Origin of the sequence: Curtobacterium sp. VKM Ac-2922 (assembly GCF_022815645.1) — a bacterium.
In the GTDB taxonomy this organism is placed as follows: Bacteria; Actinomycetota; Actinomycetes; order Actinomycetales; family Microbacteriaceae; genus Curtobacterium.
Genome location: NZ_JALGRO010000007.1, coordinates 148,174 through 168,738 on the forward strand (window position 1 = coordinate 148,174; position 20,565 = coordinate 168,738).

General features: G+C 67.8%; 12 protein-coding genes. 6 read left to right on the top strand and 6 right to left on the bottom strand.

Translation table 11 applies throughout. The annotated features are described in order from the left end of the window. Positions 1-38: 38 nt before the first annotated feature. Entirely contained in the window at positions 39-1,442 is a 1,404-nt protein-coding gene (locus MT346_RS10140; RefSeq protein WP_243562941.1) for an ABC transporter substrate-binding protein, read from the bottom strand. After that, positions 1,439-4,132 (bottom strand): hypothetical protein, encoded by a 2,694-nt coding sequence (locus MT346_RS10145; RefSeq protein WP_243562942.1) that lies wholly within the window; start codon positions 4,130-4,132, stop codon positions 1,439-1,441. The genes MT346_RS10140 and MT346_RS10145 overlap by 4 nt, the downstream gene beginning before the upstream one ends. A 263-nt stretch (positions 4,133-4,395) precedes the next feature. On the opposite strand from MT346_RS10145, the gene MT346_RS10150 reads away from it, so the two are divergent. Both MT346_RS10150 and MT346_RS10155 read left to right on the top strand, forming a co-directional pair. Continuing rightward, positions 4,396-5,211, top strand: a complete 816-nt coding sequence (locus MT346_RS10150; protein WP_243562943.1) for a hypothetical protein — start codon at positions 4,396-4,398, stop codon at positions 5,209-5,211. A 19-nt stretch (positions 5,212-5,230) separates the two neighbouring features. Then, positions 5,231-5,374 (top strand): hypothetical protein, encoded by a 144-nt coding sequence (locus tag MT346_RS10155; protein ID WP_243562944.1) that lies wholly within the window; start codon positions 5,231-5,233, stop codon positions 5,372-5,374. Between the two features lie 344 nt (positions 5,375-5,718). On the opposite strand, the gene MT346_RS10160 is transcribed toward MT346_RS10155, so the two are convergent. The 4 genes from MT346_RS10160 to MT346_RS10175 all read right to left on the bottom strand — a co-directional run bounded on the left by MT346_RS10160 (position 5,719) and on the right by MT346_RS10175 (position 14,827). Beyond that, positions 5,719-6,123 (bottom strand): hypothetical protein, encoded by a 405-nt coding sequence (locus MT346_RS10160; RefSeq protein ID WP_243562945.1) that lies wholly within the window; start codon positions 6,121-6,123, stop codon positions 5,719-5,721. 103 nt (positions 6,124-6,226) lie between these two features. Further along, positions 6,227-7,018, bottom strand: a complete 792-nt coding sequence (locus tag MT346_RS10165; protein ID WP_243562946.1) for a hypothetical protein — start codon at positions 7,016-7,018, stop codon at positions 6,227-6,229. A 2,086-nt stretch (positions 7,019-9,104) separates the two neighbouring features. Further along, positions 9,105-14,441: a DUF6531 domain-containing protein gene (locus MT346_RS10170; RefSeq protein ID WP_243562947.1), complete on the bottom strand. Its 5,337-nt coding sequence runs from the start codon at positions 14,439-14,441 to the stop codon at positions 9,105-9,107. Positions 14,442-14,545: 104 nt separating this feature from the next. Next, on the bottom strand, positions 14,546-14,827 hold the full coding sequence (locus MT346_RS10175; protein WP_243562948.1) for a pyrophosphorylase: 282 nt from the start codon (positions 14,825-14,827) through the stop codon (positions 14,546-14,548). A gap of 199 nt (positions 14,828-15,026) precedes the next feature. On the opposite strand from MT346_RS10175, the gene MT346_RS10180 reads away from it, so the two are divergent. The 4 genes from MT346_RS10180 (at position 15,027) to pstC (ending at position 20,554) form a co-directional block, all read left to right on the top strand. Beyond that, positions 15,027-17,192, top strand: coding sequence for an RNA degradosome polyphosphate kinase (locus MT346_RS10180; RefSeq protein ID WP_243562949.1), 2,166 nt, complete (start codon positions 15,027-15,029; stop codon positions 17,190-17,192). Continuing rightward, positions 17,189-18,136 (top strand): NUDIX hydrolase, encoded by a 948-nt coding sequence (locus MT346_RS10185; protein WP_243562950.1) that lies wholly within the window; start codon positions 17,189-17,191, stop codon positions 18,134-18,136. Before MT346_RS10180 ends, MT346_RS10185 begins: the two co-directional genes overlap by 4 nt. A 274-nt stretch (positions 18,137-18,410) precedes the next feature. Beyond that, a complete protein-coding gene (locus tag MT346_RS10190) occupies positions 18,411-19,520 on the top strand; it encodes a phosphate ABC transporter substrate-binding protein PstS (RefSeq protein WP_243562951.1) in 1,110 nt (369 codons plus the stop codon). A gap of 89 nt (positions 19,521-19,609) precedes the next feature. After that, positions 19,610-20,554: a phosphate ABC transporter permease subunit PstC gene (gene pstC / locus MT346_RS10195; protein WP_243562952.1), complete on the top strand. Its 945-nt coding sequence runs from the start codon at positions 19,610-19,612 to the stop codon at positions 20,552-20,554. Positions 20,555-20,565: the final 11 nt, after the last annotated feature.

Consider the following 20,565-nt stretch of genomic DNA (forward strand, 5'->3'; position numbering starts at 1 on the left):
TGTCCGTGTGGTGTCGTGTCGCCCGGCCGGTTCCGGGGTCAGCGCTCGGCGGAGTCCGCGAACCAGACCAGCGACGCGGTGTCGTCGCCCGTGCTGGTCGGGCGGAGGCCGAGCGGCTGTGACGACGCGGCGAGCACCGTCGCCGGGGTCGCCAGAGCGGACTGCCGCCGGAAGTCCAGTGCGGGACCGGCGATCCCGTCGGCCGCGTCGAGGTCCTGCCGAGCAAGGGCATCGGTGACCTTCGCGGGCGTGGTGCTCCGCGCTGCGCCGACGGCACGCACGAGCGCGACGACCGCGTCGTGGCTGCGTGCGTCCGCGGCCCCGGCCACCGCGGCGAAGGGCTGGTCCCCCGTGAGGTTCTCGGCATCGCCGTCGTTCGCCAGCACCCGGACACCGCCGAGGAAGGCCGACATCGCGCGCCCCTCGGCGTCGGACGTCAACGCACGGGCATCGTCCGCCGCGACACCGACCGTGCGGAACGTGCCGCTCAGGCTGCCGCCCGCCGTGACGAGCGCCGAGCCGAACGCCGGACTGGTGGCGTCGGGCGTCAGGACGACCGGCACGGAGACGTCGGCGGCCTGCAGTGCGGCGACGAGCGCACCCTGTCGTGCGGCCGAGCCGCTGACCACCACCGCATCCGAGTCGGCCGTCGGCGCAGCGTCCGCCGAGGCCTGGGCGTCGGCCGTCGCGCCGTTCGTCGGCGTCGCTCCGGTCCGCGTGGCGATGGTGCTCGCGAGGGCCGCGGTGTCGGTCGAGTCGGCTGCGTCGAGGACGTGCGCCAGACGGAGCCCGCTCGGCGCACCCCCGCCCAGGTCGACGAGCAGCGGTGACCGCGCACCGCCGAGCGCCGTGGTCATCGCCGCGGCGACGGACCGGTCCGAGGGCGCGGTCGACCACGCGTCCTGCGAGCTCGCCGCGTACGGCAGCACGACGGGCACGCCCGCCTTCGCCGCGGCCGCGGTCGCGCCCGAGACGTGGGCGCCGGACGACGCGACCACGATGCCGGACACGCCGGCGTCGACGAGGGCCTGCACCGCCGCGCGGGCGCCGTCGGTCGTGCCGCCGTCGTTGCGCGTGACGAGTTCGACGTGCGTCCCGCCGAGTGCCAGTCGACGCTCGGCGACGCGGGCGCCCTGCGCGGCCTGGTCCCACTCCGAGCCCTCGCCGTCACCGAGGGTGATGACGACGCCGATCTTCGTGGCCGTGGGCACGTGGCCGACGGAGATCGCGACGGGCACGGTGGCGGGAACGGCCTCGGCCGGTGCGGCGCTGAGCGACCGCACCGTCACGACGGCAGCGACCGCAGCGACGACGACGACCGCGACCGCCGTGATCAGCAGGGCCCGACGCCCCCGACGGACGCTCGCGACGGCCTGGCCGGGCGTGGTCGGGTCCGGGTTCGGATCCGTGGTGGTGTCGTGCGTGACGGTGTCGTCGGTCATCGTCCCGCCCCGATCTCGAAGGTGTACAGCGTGGTCGCGGTCGCGCTCGAGGGCACGTGCATCCGGAACGCGGGCAGGGACGTCGCTGCCGCGAGCGACGCACGGAACTGCTCCTGCTGCAACAGGATGCCGGCGACGTCCTCGGCGCGGACGTTGGCGTAGCCCGCGGCGTTCTGCGACGCCAGGGCCAGCTGGTAGTCGGCGGAGTCGGACTTCGCGGCGCTGGTGGCCATCGCGCCGAGGATGCCGGACCCGTTGACCTTGCGGTCGCCCAGGTCGAGCATCACCCGGTTCAGGTCCCCCGTCAGCAGGGTCGACGCCCCCTCGACGTCGCGCGTGGACTCCGACGTGCTGGTCTGGATGCGCTGCAGGCTCGACGCGGTCTGGGAGTCGACCGACGACGCGAGGGCGCTGTTCTGCTGCTCGAGCTTCCCCTTCTGCTGGTCGATCGTGCCCTTCGACCCGCTCGTGACGTCGTCGGCGGTGGACCGGAGCCCGGCGATCGACGAGTCGAACGCCTTGACGACCGCGTCACGGCTCTTGCCGGCGGTGTCGCTCACCTGCCGGACCTGCTGGTCGATGATCGCCGTGACGTCCTTCGAGGACTGGTCGGACGCCTGCGCGAACGCATCCCGCACGGCGTCCTGCAGGGTGGACTGCTGATCGCGGACCTTCGTGAGACGGTCTCCCACGACGGCACTCGACGCGGTGGCGTTGCCGAGCAGGACCCGCAGTCGCTGTGTGGCGCCGTCCACCGATCCGTCGTCGTTCTGGATCGCCTGACGGACCGCGCCCACCGCGGTGTCGACAGCGCCGAGGTCCTTGGAGAGCGTGGCGAGCGCACCACCCACACCGTCGGCAGCGTTCGGGTCGGTCGCGGCGATGACGGCGTCCCAGCGTGCGGCCTGGTCGGTCAACCGCTGGTCCATCGGCGTCGAGAACAACCCGCCGGGTCGCAGCGAGGTGTCACTGCCGTCGCAGGTCGTCGCCGTGAGGTAGCCCCGCAACTCCGCCGCTGTGGCGTCGTCGAGCTTCCCCAGCGCGGCGAGCGCACAGATCTGGGTGGCCACCGCGGAGTTCTGCGCCTGCATCGACGTGCTCAGCAGTCCGTCACCGGCGTTGCCGAGCAGTGCGCGTGCGGCGCTCGCCTGCCGGTTCACCGTCGCCAGCGCGTCGCGCACACCGGTGACGTCGCTCGTCGACGTGCTGACCTGGTCCTGCAGCGACTGCAGCGACGCGGCCACCTGGCCGGAACCGTCGCTCTGCAGTCCGTCGAGCACCTGGCCGATGGACGCGAGCTGCGCATCAACGTCCTTCGAACGGTCGATCGCCTCGTCCGCCAGGTCGGGGTTCAGCTGGTCGGCCAGCTGCTGCCCCTTCGCGACCAGGCCGACCAGCGAAGCGCTGACCGCACTGGACGAGTCCCAGAGCGCACAGGTCAACGAACCACGGGCCTCCTGGGCGGCGCACGTCGTCGCATCCGGCGTGGCCGGACCGACGGCAGCGGTGAGCTGCGCGCTCACCTGCTGCTTGCAGGACTCGCTCGCATCGGCGTAGCCGGTCAGCTGGGACGACACCCGGAGCAGGTTGCCGTACACGCTCGAACCGGTTGCGCCGGCCTGCGGCGTCGCCGCGCACCCCGCGCCGTCGAGGGACGGGGCAGGGGCCGTCGCCGAGGTGTCGCCGAGCAGCCCGTCCAGGCTGGTGGTCGTCTGCTGCAGCTGCTGCAGCACGGTCGACTGCGTTGTCTTGACGGTGGCGCCGAGGTCGTCGTTCAGGGACCCGAGCTCGCCGGACAGCGCGCGCATCGTGCCGGCGAGCTGGGTGCTGCTCTCCTTGAGGCGCTCGGCGGTGCTGACCCCGAGCGTCTTCGACGTCGTCTCGAGGTTCGAACGGACCTCGGTGATGGTGCCGCCAGCGCGGGCGAGCACCTCGTTGACCTGCGCCACCAGGTCGATCGTCCGTCGCTGCAGCGCGAGCTCGGAGTCCGTGCCGGACCCGAACGCGGCGTTCATCACGCCCGACGTCGACAGGTCCGTCGAGATGCCGGGCTGCGCGGCGATGTCGAACGACGGTGCCGAGAAGTCCTTGACGTCGGCCACCAGGTGCAGGGTGCTGCTGGCTCCCGAGGTCGGCGGAGCGAGCAGACGGCCCCACTGCACCACAGCGTCGCCGTCGGCGTTCGTGCTCACCACGCCGTCCGTCGCGGCGCCGCCGGCGTCGGCCGAGTCCGTGACGATCCGGTTCGCGCCGGTACCGGCCAGCACGGTCGAGGCGGCGATGCTGAACGGCGCCCCGACGAGCGCTGGGGTCGTGCGCGACGATCCGGCGACGTCGTAGGTCAGGTCCTTCGACGTGACCGTCAGGTTCTCGACGGTGACGTCGATCTGCACCCGCCCGGAGTACCCGGCCAGGTCGGCCAGGTCCGTCCCCGTCTTCTTCTTGGTGGAGTACTGGGTGGTGATGCGGAGCGGCAGGTCACCTGCGGCCTTCGCCGGGTCGTGGTCGGTCGTGGCGGACGACGACCGGTTGCTGCCGACCGAGATGGCCGTGTCCGAGATCGACGTGATCGAGCCGTCGGCTGCCAGGTGCGTGTCGACGGTCTGCAGGACCCGGGACGGATCGGTGACCTTCTGGTCGTCCGACGTGCACCCGGACAGCACGAGCGCCGCGATCCCCGCGACGGCCACCATCCCGATGGTCCGTCTGTTGTGCAGTCGAGCTCCGGCCGTTGCGGCGCGCAGAGTCATCACGTTCTTCCCCCAGGTTGTTCACGAGCACCCCGTGTTCACGAGCACATCGATGCTACCGCTGAAATACGGTCCAGAACGGGCTGTGGATGGATCCGATGGCCCCCGTTCGGGCTGCAAGACCTCACCCCACGCGGTTCTGATACGTTGCACGCGACATGCGCTCCTGTGCGCATGTGCCGTCTTCCGGGGGAACCACCATCATGTGGACCACGATCATGTCCGTCGGCATCGCCGGCGTCGCAGCCTTCTGCATCCCACTGCTCGTCCGCACCACGGTGCGTCGCAACGACCTCCGTCGCGCCGCGCAGCGCCCACCCAACCGCCCGGAGGACGGGCCCCTCGTCGTCCGCCTGCGCACCTGGCAGTGGGTGGTCTGGCGTGTCCTCGGGGCCCTGTTCGTCATCGTCGGTGGCTTCTACTCGATCGTGAGCGTCCTCGGCACCGAGCCGTCCGACGACCCCGCGCCGACCATCGCCGCCGTCGCGATCCTGCTGGCCGGCGTTGGAGCACTCGTGCTCGCACGTTCGCTCCGGCGGACGCGGATCACGGCGACTCCCGACGCCGTGCTGGTGCGCCGGGGGCTCCGTGCAGAGCGGACGGTGCCCATCGCTTCGATAGCCGCTGTCCGCCCGCTCGCGAACGCGTACGGCGGGATCGATGCACGCGATGCCGACGGCAGGCGACTCTTCACCGTGATGGGCCTGGCACTCGGGTACGCGGAGTTCGAACAGTTCCTCGCCGAGCGCGTCGTCGAGCCGCGACGCACGGCTCCGGCCGCCCCGGGCCCGAACGGGTACGCCGTCCCCACCTGGCGCGGCGCCGGGATCGCTGCGGACTGGACGCTCCTCGCGCTCGGCTCGCGGCGCGGGCCGCAGCCCGTCATCCGGATCCACTCCGACGCGGGCGACGTGGCACTGCACCTCGCCGAGGGAACTCGCCCGCGGCCGGCTGCAGGTCGCGGAGTCGCTCTGGGAGCCGGAGGCGTACCTGTGCCGTTCGGGCAGTGCGTCACCTGACTCACCGGCCGGCCAGGCGATGAACGGGTTGCCGACGGGCATGCTCGCGCTGCTCATCGGGGAGTTGCCCAGACCCGCCGCGGTCTTGCGCGACGCTGAGCTCGACTCGTTCACCCGCTGGGTGGAGCAGTTGCCGATGTCGGGCGCCCAGGTCGCACAGTGAGGCCGCTGCCCGCGCGTGGGAGCGGGGCAGACCGGAGGCCCGGAGTGCATCGACGACGATCAGCATCAACGACCCGAGGACGAACCGTCACGGGCCTGTCCGGCTCCCACGCTGATGCGGCTGTCTCTTGCTCCACGCTCGATACCGCAGATGGGATCCGATGCAGCACCCAGCCAGACCGCCGACTAGTCCCGCGGAGCCGAACCGAACACAGCAAACGGCAGCACTCCGACCGCGTTCCCACCTCGGCTCCGATCGACACGGCGATGATCACGCGTACTGCGGCAACCACCACGGCGGAGATCAGCACACGAACAGGCTGCGGAGTTCCACCCCGATTCCGTTCAGGCCTCGCCATCCGACCTCCCACGGTTGCTGGTCATCGGTGCACGTCTGTCTCGATGATGCCACCAGGGCCACACCGGCTTTGCCAGAAGCAGGCCCGCGATCGCTGGAAAGAGCCACGCGAACTGGTAGGACTGGCCCGGACCGGAAATCGATGCCAGCACGAGCAGCATCCCCAGGATGACGGCCATACCGACCGGCCAGGCCCACTTCGTCGGCAACCGCGCGGACAACAGTCCGACGACAAGCCCCACAACAGCGACGCATGCTGCGATGAACACATCCGATCGAGCGAGTCCGATCGTCACCCACGCGGCAGCCGAGAAGAGCACCACGACGAGGAGTGTCAAGTACCCCAGGAGCAGCGACCGGTCGAGCTTGTGGTTGATCGCGCGCTTCTTCATGTCTCTCGATACTCGTAGATCGTCGTGGTTGCTCCCGCGTGGAGCCAAATTCGAGGTCTGCCCCGTTTCGACTTAGGGGAGCGTATCGCCTCGGGATCGTACGTCAAGGCAATGAAGGTCGGACCCGCAAGACGTCGACACCACGTTGGACCAAATTCTCCCCCAAAGGCCTCTTTCCCATGAGGAAAGTATCAGCTGCGCGTATTGCTGACTGGAGGTCTAGCGTAAGCCCGCGTGATACGGGCGCACTTACGTTTCCCATTGCGATCTCAACGGATTCATCCGATCGCGAAGCACCCGAATGCGGTAGCTCCCACGCATTCTCATCGGTTGAATCTTCGGTACGAAAGACGATGAGGCGGTCGCTCGCATTTCCACACACATCGATCTCGCGTTCATCGTGAATCACCATCACCAGCGTTCGACGCACTCCGTCGAGGGCTCGGATCTTCGCTTCTACCTGCGCTGCCGTGGGCGACTCATGCTCAAACTGTTTGCCTTTCACCCACCACCGCAAGACAGGACCCGCGGTTCGCAGTTGCGCAGGTAGGTTCTTATCCAAACGTCGCCGAACAAGCGCGCCGAGCACCCACCCGGCGAGCAGACCCATGAACCATGCCCTGATTGATAGTTCCGCGCCGGTCAGTAGAAATCGCGTCATTACTGGGCCTAGGAAGAACACCGTCGCAAGACCAACCATCGCCCAGCCAGAGCCAACCAGCCCCAGGGCACCAGCAATGACGACGGCTACGAGAACGTTCGTCAGAGCAACTTGAAAGCTCAACTGGTTCAGACCGAAGAACAACCCAACCGAAATAGCGAGGGCGATCAAGACCACATTACCGAAGACGCCCACTCGACTGAGGGGGCGATACACTCGCGCTCGTTTCTTCACTTACCCATCCAAACGCGCCTGTCACCAAATCGTGTACGAAATCTGCCCCCGCATCAACGCCGACTCAATGGGGAAAGCATCGCCTGTGCGATCCCGGAATTGCGCGGAAATTCACGGTAGTTGTAATTTGCGATAGTTGTAAATCGTTGGAGCGACTTTGAATATCTTCAAGACTCCGCGAATACTGTACGATCCGTCGCCAATCTCGTATCTGTATTTCTGTCCCTGCTCAATCCGATCCGCAATCGTGTCCATATTGTCTCTATAAACCCCCTTGCTCAGAATCAAATTTCCGCAGTCGGTGTGGAAGAGCACTTGAGGTTGCGAGCTACCGATTCCCTTCGTCGACTGGGAGGAAGCGGTACCTGATTCAACGGAATCGACGTTGCAGATGAGTGAGATTCGGTGACTATCGTCATATGCGCCAAGTATCAAGGAGCCGAATCCGAAGATGGTTATTGGCACCCCCACGACTACCAAACCGATTGACAGTGCGACTATACGTTTTCGCCAAACGCGTCTGCGAATCTTCTTGCTACTATCAGCCATGCTGACTGCCGGCAGCGATTGTTTCATATTCAAAGACTACCCTGAGTGACGTCCGGCGGGCGAGCGTACGTCTGCCCCTATTGATTTCGGTTCACAATCGCGTCTATATTGTCTCTGCAGACCCCATCGATCAACACCAGATTTCCGCAGTGGGTGTCGATGAGTGCTTGACTTTGCGAGCTACTAATTCAGCATGTTGACTGGGGGAAAGAATCGAGACGCGCTGGTCACCACATTGCAGCAGGAACCACCTCTTCATCCGCATACTCGATGAAATCTTTGACATAAACAGCCTGACGAACCGCACTCAGGAACTCTTGCATTCGGAAGGAACCTGCACCGACACAAAACTGGTGCCGAGCTCCAGCCAACCCATTTACTCCTAGCCTGTCTTGATTATCCCGGCTCACGCCCTACTTGAGTAACAACGTTCCGCAGTCCTTTGTTTCGAAAACAACCTGCGCCGTTGATGAACCAACGCCTTTCAATGACCTGAATGAGCTGATCCCGCTATGTGCCGAACTCACAGTACATATGGGATGGTCTCGATGCGCGGCGTCATAGATCTTCAACATTGCTGGCCCAACGACGAAGCCTAGTAACGGAACACGTACTACCACGGCAAGAACGATCACCGCTCCGATACGTTTCGCTAGGATAGGCCTACTCGTGGCTGTCTTCGAGGTACTCATGCATGCGCCAACGTGATCCTCCTCATCGCACCGAATGCAACCCCGCAGTCCGTACCCCCGCTCCCGAGATCGCTTCGTTGATGCCGTCCTTCATGTAGCCGCTGGAGTCTTTTCCGGTGAAGATTTCGTTCGCGGCAGCTCCGGCTGCCCCAAAAGGCGAGGCGCTGAGGAGCGAGCCCTCGCGCTGACCGATCGTCCCGGTTGCTTGTCAGGTGGGAGGCCCCGTTACCGGCGCTGCCAACGACCCCGTTGACGCTGACGTTCGCGATGACGGCGCTTCCCGCTCGTCCAGCGTCCGCCGCCATCTTGGCGAAACGGATCCCCGCGCGCACGCCTGCTCCTCCCAAAAGACCCGGGACTCCGCTGATCAGCGCCCCCCAGAGGCCGGCGTCACGCCCTGCGGAATCCTTCAACTTCCGGCACGGTGTTCAGAAGTTGTAGTAGCCCACGAAGAGCGATCGATCCCTTTCCCACCCTGATTTCGTACTCGTGTCCAATTTCGATGTTCGCGGCGATTCGCGAACTACTCGCTTCGGTGACCCCTTGTCGATAGACGAAGCGGCCGCAGTCCAGTGTGTTGATGTCCACTTGATCCACATATGTACCGATGCCTCGCCCTGAGTGGGTCGATACGCTTGAAGCTTTGGCGCTAGAGACCGTGCAACGGAGGGTCTGTGGGTGGGCATGATCGTAAGCGCGAAGCGCATTCTGACCAAACACGAAGAATGCTATCACCCCAAGAACTGTACACATTATGATCGCGTAAATAATTCGACCCGCAGTGGGGGATATCCGGGATTTCTTGCCCGGCCGGGGACGCGCGTAGCTGTGAGACAAATCCACTCCTACTGATCGGCTGTGCCGTGCATGGGCACCCTCGGCCCTTTGGCTCCGGTGAACAGCCCGTTTTGAAAACTCCCCCAAGGGTCCGGCGCACTCTCTGGATCCCTAGGACCAAAAGCATCATTAGCTACCGCCTGAACTCCACCGAGCGCATGATCGATCACAATTTTCGTCGTATCAACTGCCGTCCCAGATCCAGCCACGCCCGGAAGTTTACCCGCGAGTGGGCTCATGAAGGTAGACGCAACGCTCGATCCAGCTCCGATGGCAACGCCGGTCCCCGTTGCAGCCGCAAGCCCACCAATGGTCTTGTCTGGAATTTTCGGGTTCCATGCGTAACTCAGTCCGCTTGACGTACCATTCGCGGCGCTTCCAGCCACAGCAGCACGCCCGGTTCCTCCGATTGCTTTGGTCGCGACCCATCTGGCCGCGGAAGAACTCCAACGCGCGACTATTGGAGCCGCCTTCGAGACGATGGCCGGAGCGAGCTGACCGAGCCTGGCGGCGACAGCACCTCCTACCAGTCCCGAAATTCCGCCAATAGCGGTATCCCTACCGACTTTCCCCCATTCGACCTTGCCGTCCTTCATATTTTGGCGAATGGATATTCCACCAGCTAGGGCAGCACCGGATCCAGCGGCAAGCGCCACAGCTGCAATGGGGGCAAGAGGAGTGAACATCGCGATGACTGCGAGCCCGATACCGACACCGATCCCGATGTCCGAGAGGATTTCGGCGTGCTCATCCGCCCAGTCCCGCAGATCTCCGAACATCCCCTGGTGCGCATCCCGGTACGCCTGCATGTCCTTGTCCGTCGCCGGCCGCAACCCCAGCGGGTCAAGCGCCTGCAGCGGGTCGTTCCCCGCGTACGAGTACGGGTTCCCCGCCCACGCTGCCCCCACGACCGGCGCGAGCGGGTCCACAGACAGGAATCCCCGCGCCGCCGGGTCGTAGACGCGCGCCCCGAGCCACTCCAACCCACCGATGGACAGGCCGCCGGAACCGGTCAGCGCAACCCCCGCGGGCAACGCGAGGTCGTTCGCCGCAGCCAGCACCGCCCACGGGTCGGCCGCATCGGTCGCCCGGGCAGTCCGCCACCCCGGCTGCGTCCAGGCATCGCCGATCGCCAGCAGTCCGCCGGGCAGGTCGAGCAACGACGTCCCGCCGATGTCCACCAGCGAGGGCACGCTCGACGCTGAGTCGAACCAGGTCGCCACGCCACCGACCTCGGCCAGCTCACCGAGCGCATCCGCCCAGACGTCCAGACGGCCCGTCTCGGTGTAGGCGTCGTCACGGTCGACGATCGCGGACAGGGAGCCGAGTGCCGACCAGCCGTACTCGGTCGTCGATCCGTCAGCAGCCGTCCGACGAACGCGTCGACCGAGCCCGTCGTGCAGGTACTCGGTGCGGGCACCGTCCCGAACGCTCGCGACCAGCTGGCCGGCGACGTCGTACTCGAGCGTGGTCTCGACGCCGTCGACGACCTGTCGGACGAGCCTCCCGCCGTCGTCGTACTGCCAGGTGGACGCACCCGCGCGTACGAGCTGCCCAGCAGCGTCGTACTCGTACGCGACACGACCGGACGACGCCTCGACTGCCGTGATGCGACTGTCGGCATCGCGGTCGATCGTGGTGGTCGAGACACCATCCGGGGTGGTCGCCGTGTGTGCGACGAGCGATCCCGCTCGGTACGACCACGACTGCACCACATCACCCGTGGCGGCCTGGACGATCCGGCCCGAGGCGTCGTAGGCGAACGTGCCCGTGCCGAGCCCGTCACGCTCGACGCCGACGACATGGCCAGCCGCGTCGTGACGGTAGGTCGTCCGGGTGCCGTTCGGGTCGATCCGCGCCGTGCGACGTCCGTCGGCGTCGTACTCCCAGCGCAGCGCCGACCCGGCGCGGGTACGCCGGACCAGCAGTCCGCGGCGGTCGTACTGCAACTCGTGCTCGACGGCGAGCCCCGCGCCCCGCGTGTGGTCGGTGACGACGACAGTGCGCTCGCGCGGGTTGCGGTGGACCTCGGACTGCAGCGTGCCGTCGACGAGCACTCGGTGCTCGCGCCCAGCAGCGTCGTACGTCCACGTGGTGGTGTGTCGTTCCGGGTCGGTCTGGCTCAGCTGCCGACCAGCGGCGTCGTACGTGGCGGTGGTTCGGCGACCGAGCGGGTCGGTGACCGCGACGACACGGTCGGCGTCGTCGTACTCGTGTCGGGTGACCCCGCCCGCGGCGTCGGTGATCGTGGTCAGCCGTCCGCGGTCGTCGTACGAGAACGACGTGACCCCACCCAGGCCGTTGACGACCTGCGTCAGCTGCCCCGCTACGTCGTACCGGAAGCGCCGCTGACCGAAGCGCACGTCATGACTCGAGACGAGCCTGCCGGCCAGGTCGTAGCGGAACCGCGCGGTGCCGGCACCCGGACTCGTCTGTGCGACCACCCGGCCGACCAGGTCGTACGTGACCCGCTCGACCTCGCCCGTGGGCAGGGTGCGCGCCACGACCCGGGAATCGGCGTCGTAGGTCAGGGTGGTGCGCGCGCCGGTGGCGTCGGTGGCCGCGAACGGGCGGCCGCAGGCGTCGTACTCGTACGTCGATCGCGCGCCGGACGGGGTGGTGACGGCGGTGACGCGACCGGCCAGGTCACGCTCCAGCCGGGTCAGGCCGCCTTCACCGTCGACGAGTTCGACAGGTCGTCCGGCAGCGTCGTAGACGACGAGCTCGGATCCCGCTTCGTCGGAGGTCGTCTCGACGGGCCGCCCGTACGCGTCGAAGCGCACCGTCGCGGCGCTGAACGCGTCGCGCAGGGTCGTGACTCCGGTCCGCGGGTCCTCGGTGAACTCCTGCCGCACGCCGGTCGGATCGACGACGGCGGACAGGCCGCCGTTGACGTCGTACTCCCGCTGCCACGTCGCGCCGGTGGGGTCGGTGACGGCCTGGAGGCGCGACAAGGCGTCGTGCACGAACGTCCAGTCCGCGCCGCCCGGCAGCTCGATCCGTGTCAGGTTGGCCTGGTCGTCGTACGTCTGCGTCGTGGTGCGGCCGAGCGGGTCGGTCGTGGTGCGCAGCTCGCCGTCGGCCCCGTGGTCGAAGATCGTGCGCGCGCCGAGCGGATCGACCACGGCACTGATCCGGCCGCCGACGGTGTGCTCGAAGTGCCAGACCGCCCCGTCCGGGTCTTGGCGAGCGACGAGCTGGCCGGCCGCGTCGTAGCGGTACTCGGTGCGCGCTCCCGAGGGACTCGTGGCGACGACCGGTCGACCGGCGGCGTCGCGCTCGATGCGGAGCGTGTCGCCGACGGCGTTCGTCATGGCGACCAGTTCGCCGAACGCGTCGTGCTCGAGCGTGGCGCTGACACCGGTCGGGTCGACGACACGGGTCAGCACACCGCCCTGCCACGTCAGTTCCGTCCGACCGCCGACCGGGTCGACGACGACCGAGGGGTCGTGGTCGTCGCCGGAGTACTCGTAGGTGACGACCGCACCACCTTCGGTCACGACGGTGACCGGACGGTCGTGGTCGTCGTACCCGTAGGTGATGTCCGCGCCGGCCGGGGTCACCGTCCGGACCTTGCGGCCGCGGTCGTCGTACGCGTGGACCGTCACCGAGCCGTCACGCTCGGTGACCGACACCAGGTTGCCGTGCGGGTCGTAGCTCATCGACTGGCGGTGGTCGTCCGAGTCGACGACCCCGACCAGCCGCCCCTTGGTGTCCGCGATGTAGGAGTTCGACCGGGTGCCGTCCTGGTCGGACACCACGGTGACCCGCCCGGGCAGGTACGCGAACCGCACCCGCCGACCGTGCGGACTGACCTGCTCGACGACGCGGCGGCGATCGTCGTAGGTGTTGTCGACCTCGACGACGCCGGCAGCGCTCGTGACCGTCGTGATCAGGTCGTCGTCGTTCCAGCCGTAAGTCCTGGTGCCGACCGGGTCCGTGACCGTGGTGAGTCGGCCGCGGTCGTCGTAGCCGTACTCGACACGACGACCGTCGGATGCGCGGAGCACCGCGACCCGGCCGTCGACGTGGTCGACGTCGACGGAACGACCGTGCTCGTGGACGAGTCGGACGATGGTGTCATCGGCGTCACGGACGACCTGCACGCCGGTCCCCGTGCCGCCGCGCTGTCCAGTCCACAGACCGGACGGCGTGAACGCGATGCGCTCGCCTGCGTTGTCGCGGACGACCAGCTGGTCACCCTCGGCCGCGAGCCAACGGTTCTCGCCGACGCCGCGCGCCCAGCCGTCGGCAGCACGGGGGAAGCGGATCTGACGGCCGTCGCCACCCACGAAGGTCGCTCCCTCGTCGTCGAGGACGAGCCGGGTCTCGAGGACCGAGGACCACCCGGGGCCGAACAGCCCCACGTGGTCGTCGAGGGAGTTGTACATCCGCGTGACCCGGAGCGAAGCGGACGCGCCCGTGAACGCGAGGTCGAGCTCGGGCTCGAGGAAGTTGCCCGTGCCGGTGTTGACCGGGTCCATCGAGAAGCCCGTCGTCGGCTGAGCGCCGTACGCGGTGGGCGGGTCGAACTCGATGTCCTGCCGGCTCTGCGAGACACCGGCGGCCGCGAGTGCTGCAGCCAGCGCGGAGTCGGCGACGCTCGACACGGCGCCGTCACCCCCGGCGGCGGCGAAGGCGGCGGCGATCGTGGTGGCCCACGTGACGTCCTGGTCGTTCGCGGCGAGCCACTGCTCGAACGCGGTCACCAGCCCACCGGCGTCGATGTGGCCCCACGAGCACTGCGCCGCGAAGTCGGCGAGCTTGCCGCGGAGCGCCGCGGGCTTGCCGTCGAGCTCGCGGTTCAGCGTGGAGGAACCGGTGGCGAACGAGCGGAGGTCGGTCGGTCGCGCCGACGACGTCCCGCCGCCACCACCGCCGCCCGTGCCGGGGTTCGGGGTCTGACGCGTGCCGGCCCTGACGTCGGGCGACGGGAACGACGGCGCCTTCTCGTTCTTGACGTCCGGCATGGGGTCGTAGTGGAACGTGTCGTTCGCCCAGTCCTGCAGGCCGTTGCGCCCGTCTTCGCGCTCCTGCCACTCGCGGGCGGTCTTGCGACGAGCACGCTCCTTGGTTGCGGCGTCCCGCATCTGCTGGACCCACCCCGCGACCGCGGTCATGGCGTCGGCGATGGACTGCGCGTCGTTCTTGGCGGTTGCTGCGTTCTGTGTGAAGAGGTCGGCGAACCGGCCGCGGAACTCCTGCGACGCCGTCGACACGTACGACTGGCGCGACCCTGACTGGCTGGTGATCGCGTCGGCGGACGTCGTCAACGCGGTCTTCAGCGCGGCGGCTGTGGCGTCGTCGAACGCGATGTCGTCGGTGTTGGCGTGGATCTGCGCCATGGTCGTTCCCCCCGAGGATGCTGCTGGTCGTGCGTGGTGCGGTCCGCCCCGGACCGCGGACGCCCGGGCCGTCGTCTCCGACGACCCGGGCGATGGCTCGGTGCTTACGCGCCGCCACCAGCGGTGAAGATGTCCTGCGAGATCTTGTCGAGCTGCGTGCGCAGCTGCTCGAGCTCGGTCTTCGCCTTGTCGAGGGCGGACTTGGTCTCCGGCCAGGTCGACCCACGGAAGGTCGACGCGAGCGGGCCGTCCCAGACGTTGGAGTCGGACAGGATCCGACCCTGGGCATCGAGCTGCGAGATCTGGTCGGTGAACCCACCGTTGACGATCGACTGGATCTGGCGGATGGCCGACTTGGCCTGCTCAGTGGAGAGCACACGTGACATGGTGAACCTCTTTCATTTCGTAGCTGCACCCCCGCGCAGTGGAATCCCCCCGGAGGCTCTGACGGGTTCACCTTAGCCGGATTCCGGGGCAGATGTCACCGGCTGTATATCGTGTTGATCCATCCCCCATTTCGGGGGTCATCCACAGTTCCCCCGAACGGCCGCTTGCCGGACACCCGCTGGTGGCAGGATGTGGGGCATGGACACCGAACCGCAGCTCGACGGGGACTCCGTCTCGCACGACCTCGACGACTTCGACGAGGTCGTCGAGATCGAGCACGAGTCGCTGCCCACGGACCGCTACTCCGACCGTGAGATCAGCTGGCTGCGCTTCAACCAGCGCGTGCTCGAACTGGGCGAGGACCGCACGGTCCCGGTGCTCGAGCGTGCGAACTTCCTGGCGATCTTCGCGTCGAACCTCGACGAGTTCTTCATGGTCCGCGTCGCGGGGCTGAAGCGCCGCATCGACACCGGCATCGCCGTGCCGACGAACGTGGGCCGCGCGCCCAGCGACGTCCTGCGCGACATCGCGAACAAGGCGCACGAGCTGCAGGACCGGCACGCCCAGGCGTTCATCGCGTCGCTCAAGCCGGACATGGACGCGGCGGGCATCCACATCGAGCACTGGTCCGACCTGGCCGAGGCCGACCGCCTGACCATGCGCGACTACTTCGCCGAGCAGATCTTCCCGGTCCTGATGCCGCTGGCGGTCGACCCGGCGCACCCGTTCCCCTACATCTCCGGGCTGTCGCTGAACCTGGCCGTGCGGGTCCGCAACCCGAAGTCACAGCGGCAGGAGTTCGCGCGGCTCAAGGTCCCGCAGAACTTCGCGCGGCTGATCAAGCTGCCCGACGACAACTCCGGGCGGATGCGCTTCATCCCGCTCGAAGACCTGATCGCGAACCACCTCGGTGACCTGTTCCCGGGGATGGAAGTGCTCGAGCACCATGTGTTCCGGGTCACCCGCAACGAGGACGTCGAGATCGAAGAGGACGAGGCCGAGAACCTCATCCAGGCCCTCGAGCGCGAACTCCTGCGCCGCCGGTTCGGCCCGCCCATCCGCCTCGAGATCACCGAGGACATGGACCCGGTCACGCTCGACCTGTTGGTGCGCGAGCTCGACATCACCGAGCAAGAGGTCTACCGCCTGCCGTCGCCGCTCGACCTGGCGTGCCTGTTCGAGATCGCCAAGATCAGCCGCCCGGACCTGCACTACCCCAAGCACGTGCCCACCACGCCCGTGCAGTTCCAACCGGGCGAGCCGAACACCAAGCCCGACCTGTTCCGCGCGATCGCCACGCGCGACGTGCTGGTGCACCACCCGTACGAGTCGTTCGCCACGAGTGTGCAGGCGTTCCTCGAACAGGCAGCCGCCGACCCGCACGTGCTCGCGATCAAGCAGACGCTCTACCGCACCTCGGGCGACTCCCCCATCGTCGAAGCCCTGATCGACGCCGCCGCCGCGGGCAAGCAGGTGCTGGCACTGGTCGAGATCAAGGCGCGCTTCGACGAGCAGAACAACATCACCTGGGCGCGCAAGCTCGAGAAGGCCGGCGTGCACGTGGTGTACGGCCTGGTCGGGTTGAAGACGCACTCCAAGCTCGTGCTCGTCATCCGGCAAGAGGGCGGCACGCTCAAGCACTACAGCCACATCGGCACGGGCAACTACAACCCGAAGACCTCGCGCATCTACGAGGACATGGGCCTGTTCACCGCCGACGACACCGTGGGCAAGGACCTGACACGCCTGTTCAACGAGCTGTCGGGCTACGCCATCGAGAAGAAGTTCAAGCGGCTGCTCGTCGCTCCGCTGCACCTGCGGAAGGGCCTGCTCAAGCGGATCCAGGTCGAGACGGACAACGCCCTGGCCGGCAAGCCGTCGGGCATCCGGATCAAGGTCAACTCGATGGTCGACGAGCAGATCATCGACGCGCTGTACCTGGCCAGCCAGGCCGGCGTGCCGATCGACATCCTGGTGCGCGGGATCTGCTCGTTGAAGCCAGGGCTCGAAGGCGTCAGCGAGACCATCCGCGTGCGCAGCGTGGTCGGCCGGTACCTCGAGCACTCCCGCGCGTTCGCCTTCCACAACGAGGGCGACCCGTACGTGTACATCGGCAGTGCGGACATGATGCACCGCAACCTCGACCGTCGTGTGGAGGCCCTGGTGCGCCTGTCCGACCCGGCCCACGTGAGCGAGGTCACCGAGATCTTCGACCTGGCGATGGCCGACACCACCAGCTCGTGGCACCTGGAGTCCGACGGCGAGTGGACGCGGCACTCGACCGACGACGACGGCCGCCCGCTCGAGGACGTGCAGAATGTCCTCATGCGGAAGATCTCGTCCCGGAAGCGCTCGACCCGGTGAAGGGCGGACCAACGGGGCCCGTCGTCGCTGCGGGCGCGGTGGTCTGGCGTGAACGGGACGGTGTCCCGCTCGTGTTGCTCGTCCACCGCGAGCACCACAAGGACGTCTCCTTCCCCAAGGGCAAGGTCGACCCGGGCGAAGCCGTCCCCACGGCCGCCGTGCGCGAGACCGACGAAGAGACCGGCTACCGGGTGCACCTCGGAGCACCACTCGGCGTCGCCGAGTACGTGCTGCCGAACGGCCGCGACAAGGTCGTGCACTACTGGGCGGCCCGGGTGTCGGCCAAAGAGCACGAGCGCGCTGGGAAGTTCCACCCCAACGACGAGGTCGCGGCGATCGAGTGGGTGTCCATCGAGGACGCCCGTGCCCGGCTGACCTACTTCCGCGACGTCGAGATCCTCGAGCGGTTCGCCGAGCTCGTCGACCGGGGCCAGCACGACACCTTCGCGCTCATCGCCCTGCGCCACGCCAAGACCACGCCCGGCGCCGACTGGCGTGGCCCCGACGCCACCCGGCCCCTGCTGCCGGTCGGTCGCTCCCAGGCCAGGGCGGTCTCCACCCCGGTCGCCGCGTACGGTCCGCGCAAGATCCTCAGCAGCACGGCAGCGCGGTGCCTGGCGACCGTCGAGCCCCTGTCGGCAGCCACCCGACTCGGTGTCTCGAGCACGCCCGGCATCAGCCAGGACGCCCACGACCAGGGCTCTGACGACGTCAAGGGCGTGGTGCGCAAGCGCCTGGCCAAGGGCAAGTCCGCAGTGCTGTGCTCGCACGGCCCGGTGCTGCCCGACATCGTCGCGCACATCGCCTCCGACACCACGGACGACACCAGCCGGTTCGACCTGCGTCGTGCCGCGATGCTGTCGGTCGGCGACTTCTCGGTGATGCACATCGCGGGCGACACGCTCGTCGCCGTCGAGACACACCGCAACCCCGTCTCGGCGTAGCGACCACCGCGCCGGGGCCCCGTCTCGGCGGAGCAACCAGCGCGCCGGGGCCGCACCGAGCCTCCAGTCCGGCGGTGGGCACGCTGCTCCCGAGCATGCTCCCGCGACGGCGCCACCGCGCGATCTCCGCGCCGCGACAACCCCTCGTTCACCTTCCGTTCACCGGCGGCAACCAAACCGGTCACTTCGCGTCCCTACAGTCACTCGCGGGTCGGCACCGGCCCACGGGACTGAACAGCGGTCCCACCTGCACTCACTTCCCGAAGGGACCCCTGTGAACATCAAGCGAATCGGCACGGTCGCGGCAATCGCGATCGCCGGCGCGGTCGTGCTCTCCTCGTGCGCGGCAAACGAAGGCGGCGCGGGCAGCACCTCGTCGGCCTCGGCTTCGGGTGTCGACTACTCGAACCTCAAGGGCACGCTCACCGGCTCGGGCTCCTCCGCCCAGCAGACCGCGCAGACCACCTGGGCCGCTGGCTTCCAGGACCAGGCCTCTGGCGTCACGGTCAACTACTCGCCCGACGGCTCCGGCGCGGGCCGCAAGAACTTCATCTCCGGCGCGGCGGACTTCGCCGGCTCGGACGCCGCACTGTCCGACGACGAGCTCAAGGGCACGTTCGGCAACTGCGCCGCGGACTCCAAGGCGATCGACATCCCCGTCTACATCTCGCCGATCGCGATCGCGTACAAGATCGACGGCGTGAAGGACCTGACGCTCGATGCCAAGACCATCGCGGGCATCTTCTCCGGCAAGATCACCAAGTGGAACGACTCGGAGATCGCTGACCTGAACAAGGACGCGAAGCTCCCCGACGCCAGCATCACCGTCGTGCACCGCTCGGACGACTCGGGCACCACCGAGAACTTCTCCGAGTACCTCGACGCGAACGCGGGCGACGTCTGGGGCAAGGACCCGAGCCAGACCTTCCCGTTCCAGGTCGGCGACGCCGCTGCCAAGACCTCGGGTGTCGCCTCGGCGATGGCCGGTGCGTCCAACGCGATCACCTACATCGACGACTCCGGCGCAGGTGACCTCGACAAGGCGAAGCTCATGGTCGGCGACTCCGCCACCACGATCTCCGCCGACGGTGCCGCCACGGTGGTCGCCGACTCCGAGATGGTGTCCGGCCGCGACTCGAACGACCTCGCGATCGACATCAACCGCAAGGACACCGCCAAGGGTGCCTGGCCGCTCGTGCTCGTCTCCTACGCCATCGCGTGCCAGGAGTACAAGGACTCGACCAAGGCCGACCTGGTCAAGGCGTACCTGACCTACGTGGTCTCGGACGACGCCCAGAAGTCCGCTGCGACCGAGGCCAAGTCGGCCGCGCTGTCGAGCGACCTCGCCAAGAAGGCCGCCACCGCGGTCGCTTCCATCAAGTAACTCCTCATCGAGAGCCCGGACGCCGGTCCACCCACCACCCGACCGGCGTCCGGGCACTTCCCCGTCTCCCGACAGGAGTCCCACTCCCCATGACGACCGCGCAGCAAGCGTCATCGCTCACCCCACCGAAGCCGAAGGCCGTCGTCCGCGTCGGCGACCGTGTCTTCTCCGCCGCCTCCGTCATCTCCGGCGGCCTCATCCTGGTGGTCCTCGCGCTCGTCGCGGCCTTCCTGGTGTGGCAGAGCATCCCCGCCTTCTCCGCGAAGGCCGGCGAGCTGCCGAACTCCGCGTCGAACTTCTGGACCTACGTCGGCCCGCTGGTCTTCGGCACCGTCTGGTCCGCGCTCCTCGCCCTCGTCATGGGTGTCCCGCTGGCCCTCGGGATCGCGCTGTTCATCTCGCACTTCGCGCCCCGCCGCATCGCCCCGCTGCTCGGCTACGTGATCGACCTGCTGGCCGCGGTGCCGTCGGTCGTCTACGGCCTGTGGGGCATCGTCGTGCTGGCGCGCTTCGTGAAGCCGTTCTACGCGTTCCTCAACGAGTACTTCTCGTGGATCCCGCTGTTCTCCGGATCGCTCTCGGGCACGGGGCGCACGATCCTGACCGCGTCGATCGTGCTGGCAGTGATGACCATCCCGATCATGACCGCGATCATGCGCGAGATCTTCCTGCAGGCGCCGACCCTCAACGAAGAGGCCGCGCTCGCCCTCGGCGCCACGCGCTGGGAGATGATCCGCCTGTCGGTCCTGCCGTTCGCCAAGTCCGGCATCGTCTCGGCGATCATGCTCGGCATGGGTCGTGCCCTCGGCGAGACCATGGCCATCGCGCTCGTGCTGTCGGTGTCCACCAACATCACGTTCAAGGTGCTGACGTCGCTCAACCCGTCGACCATCGCCGCGAACATCGCCCTGCAGTTCGCCGAGGCGTCCGGAACGGCCCTGAACGCGCTGATCGCGTCGGGCCTGATCCTGTTCGTCATCACCCTGGTCATCAACATGCTCGCGCGGTACATCGTGCGCAAGCGCGTCAGCTGAGAGGTCGCACC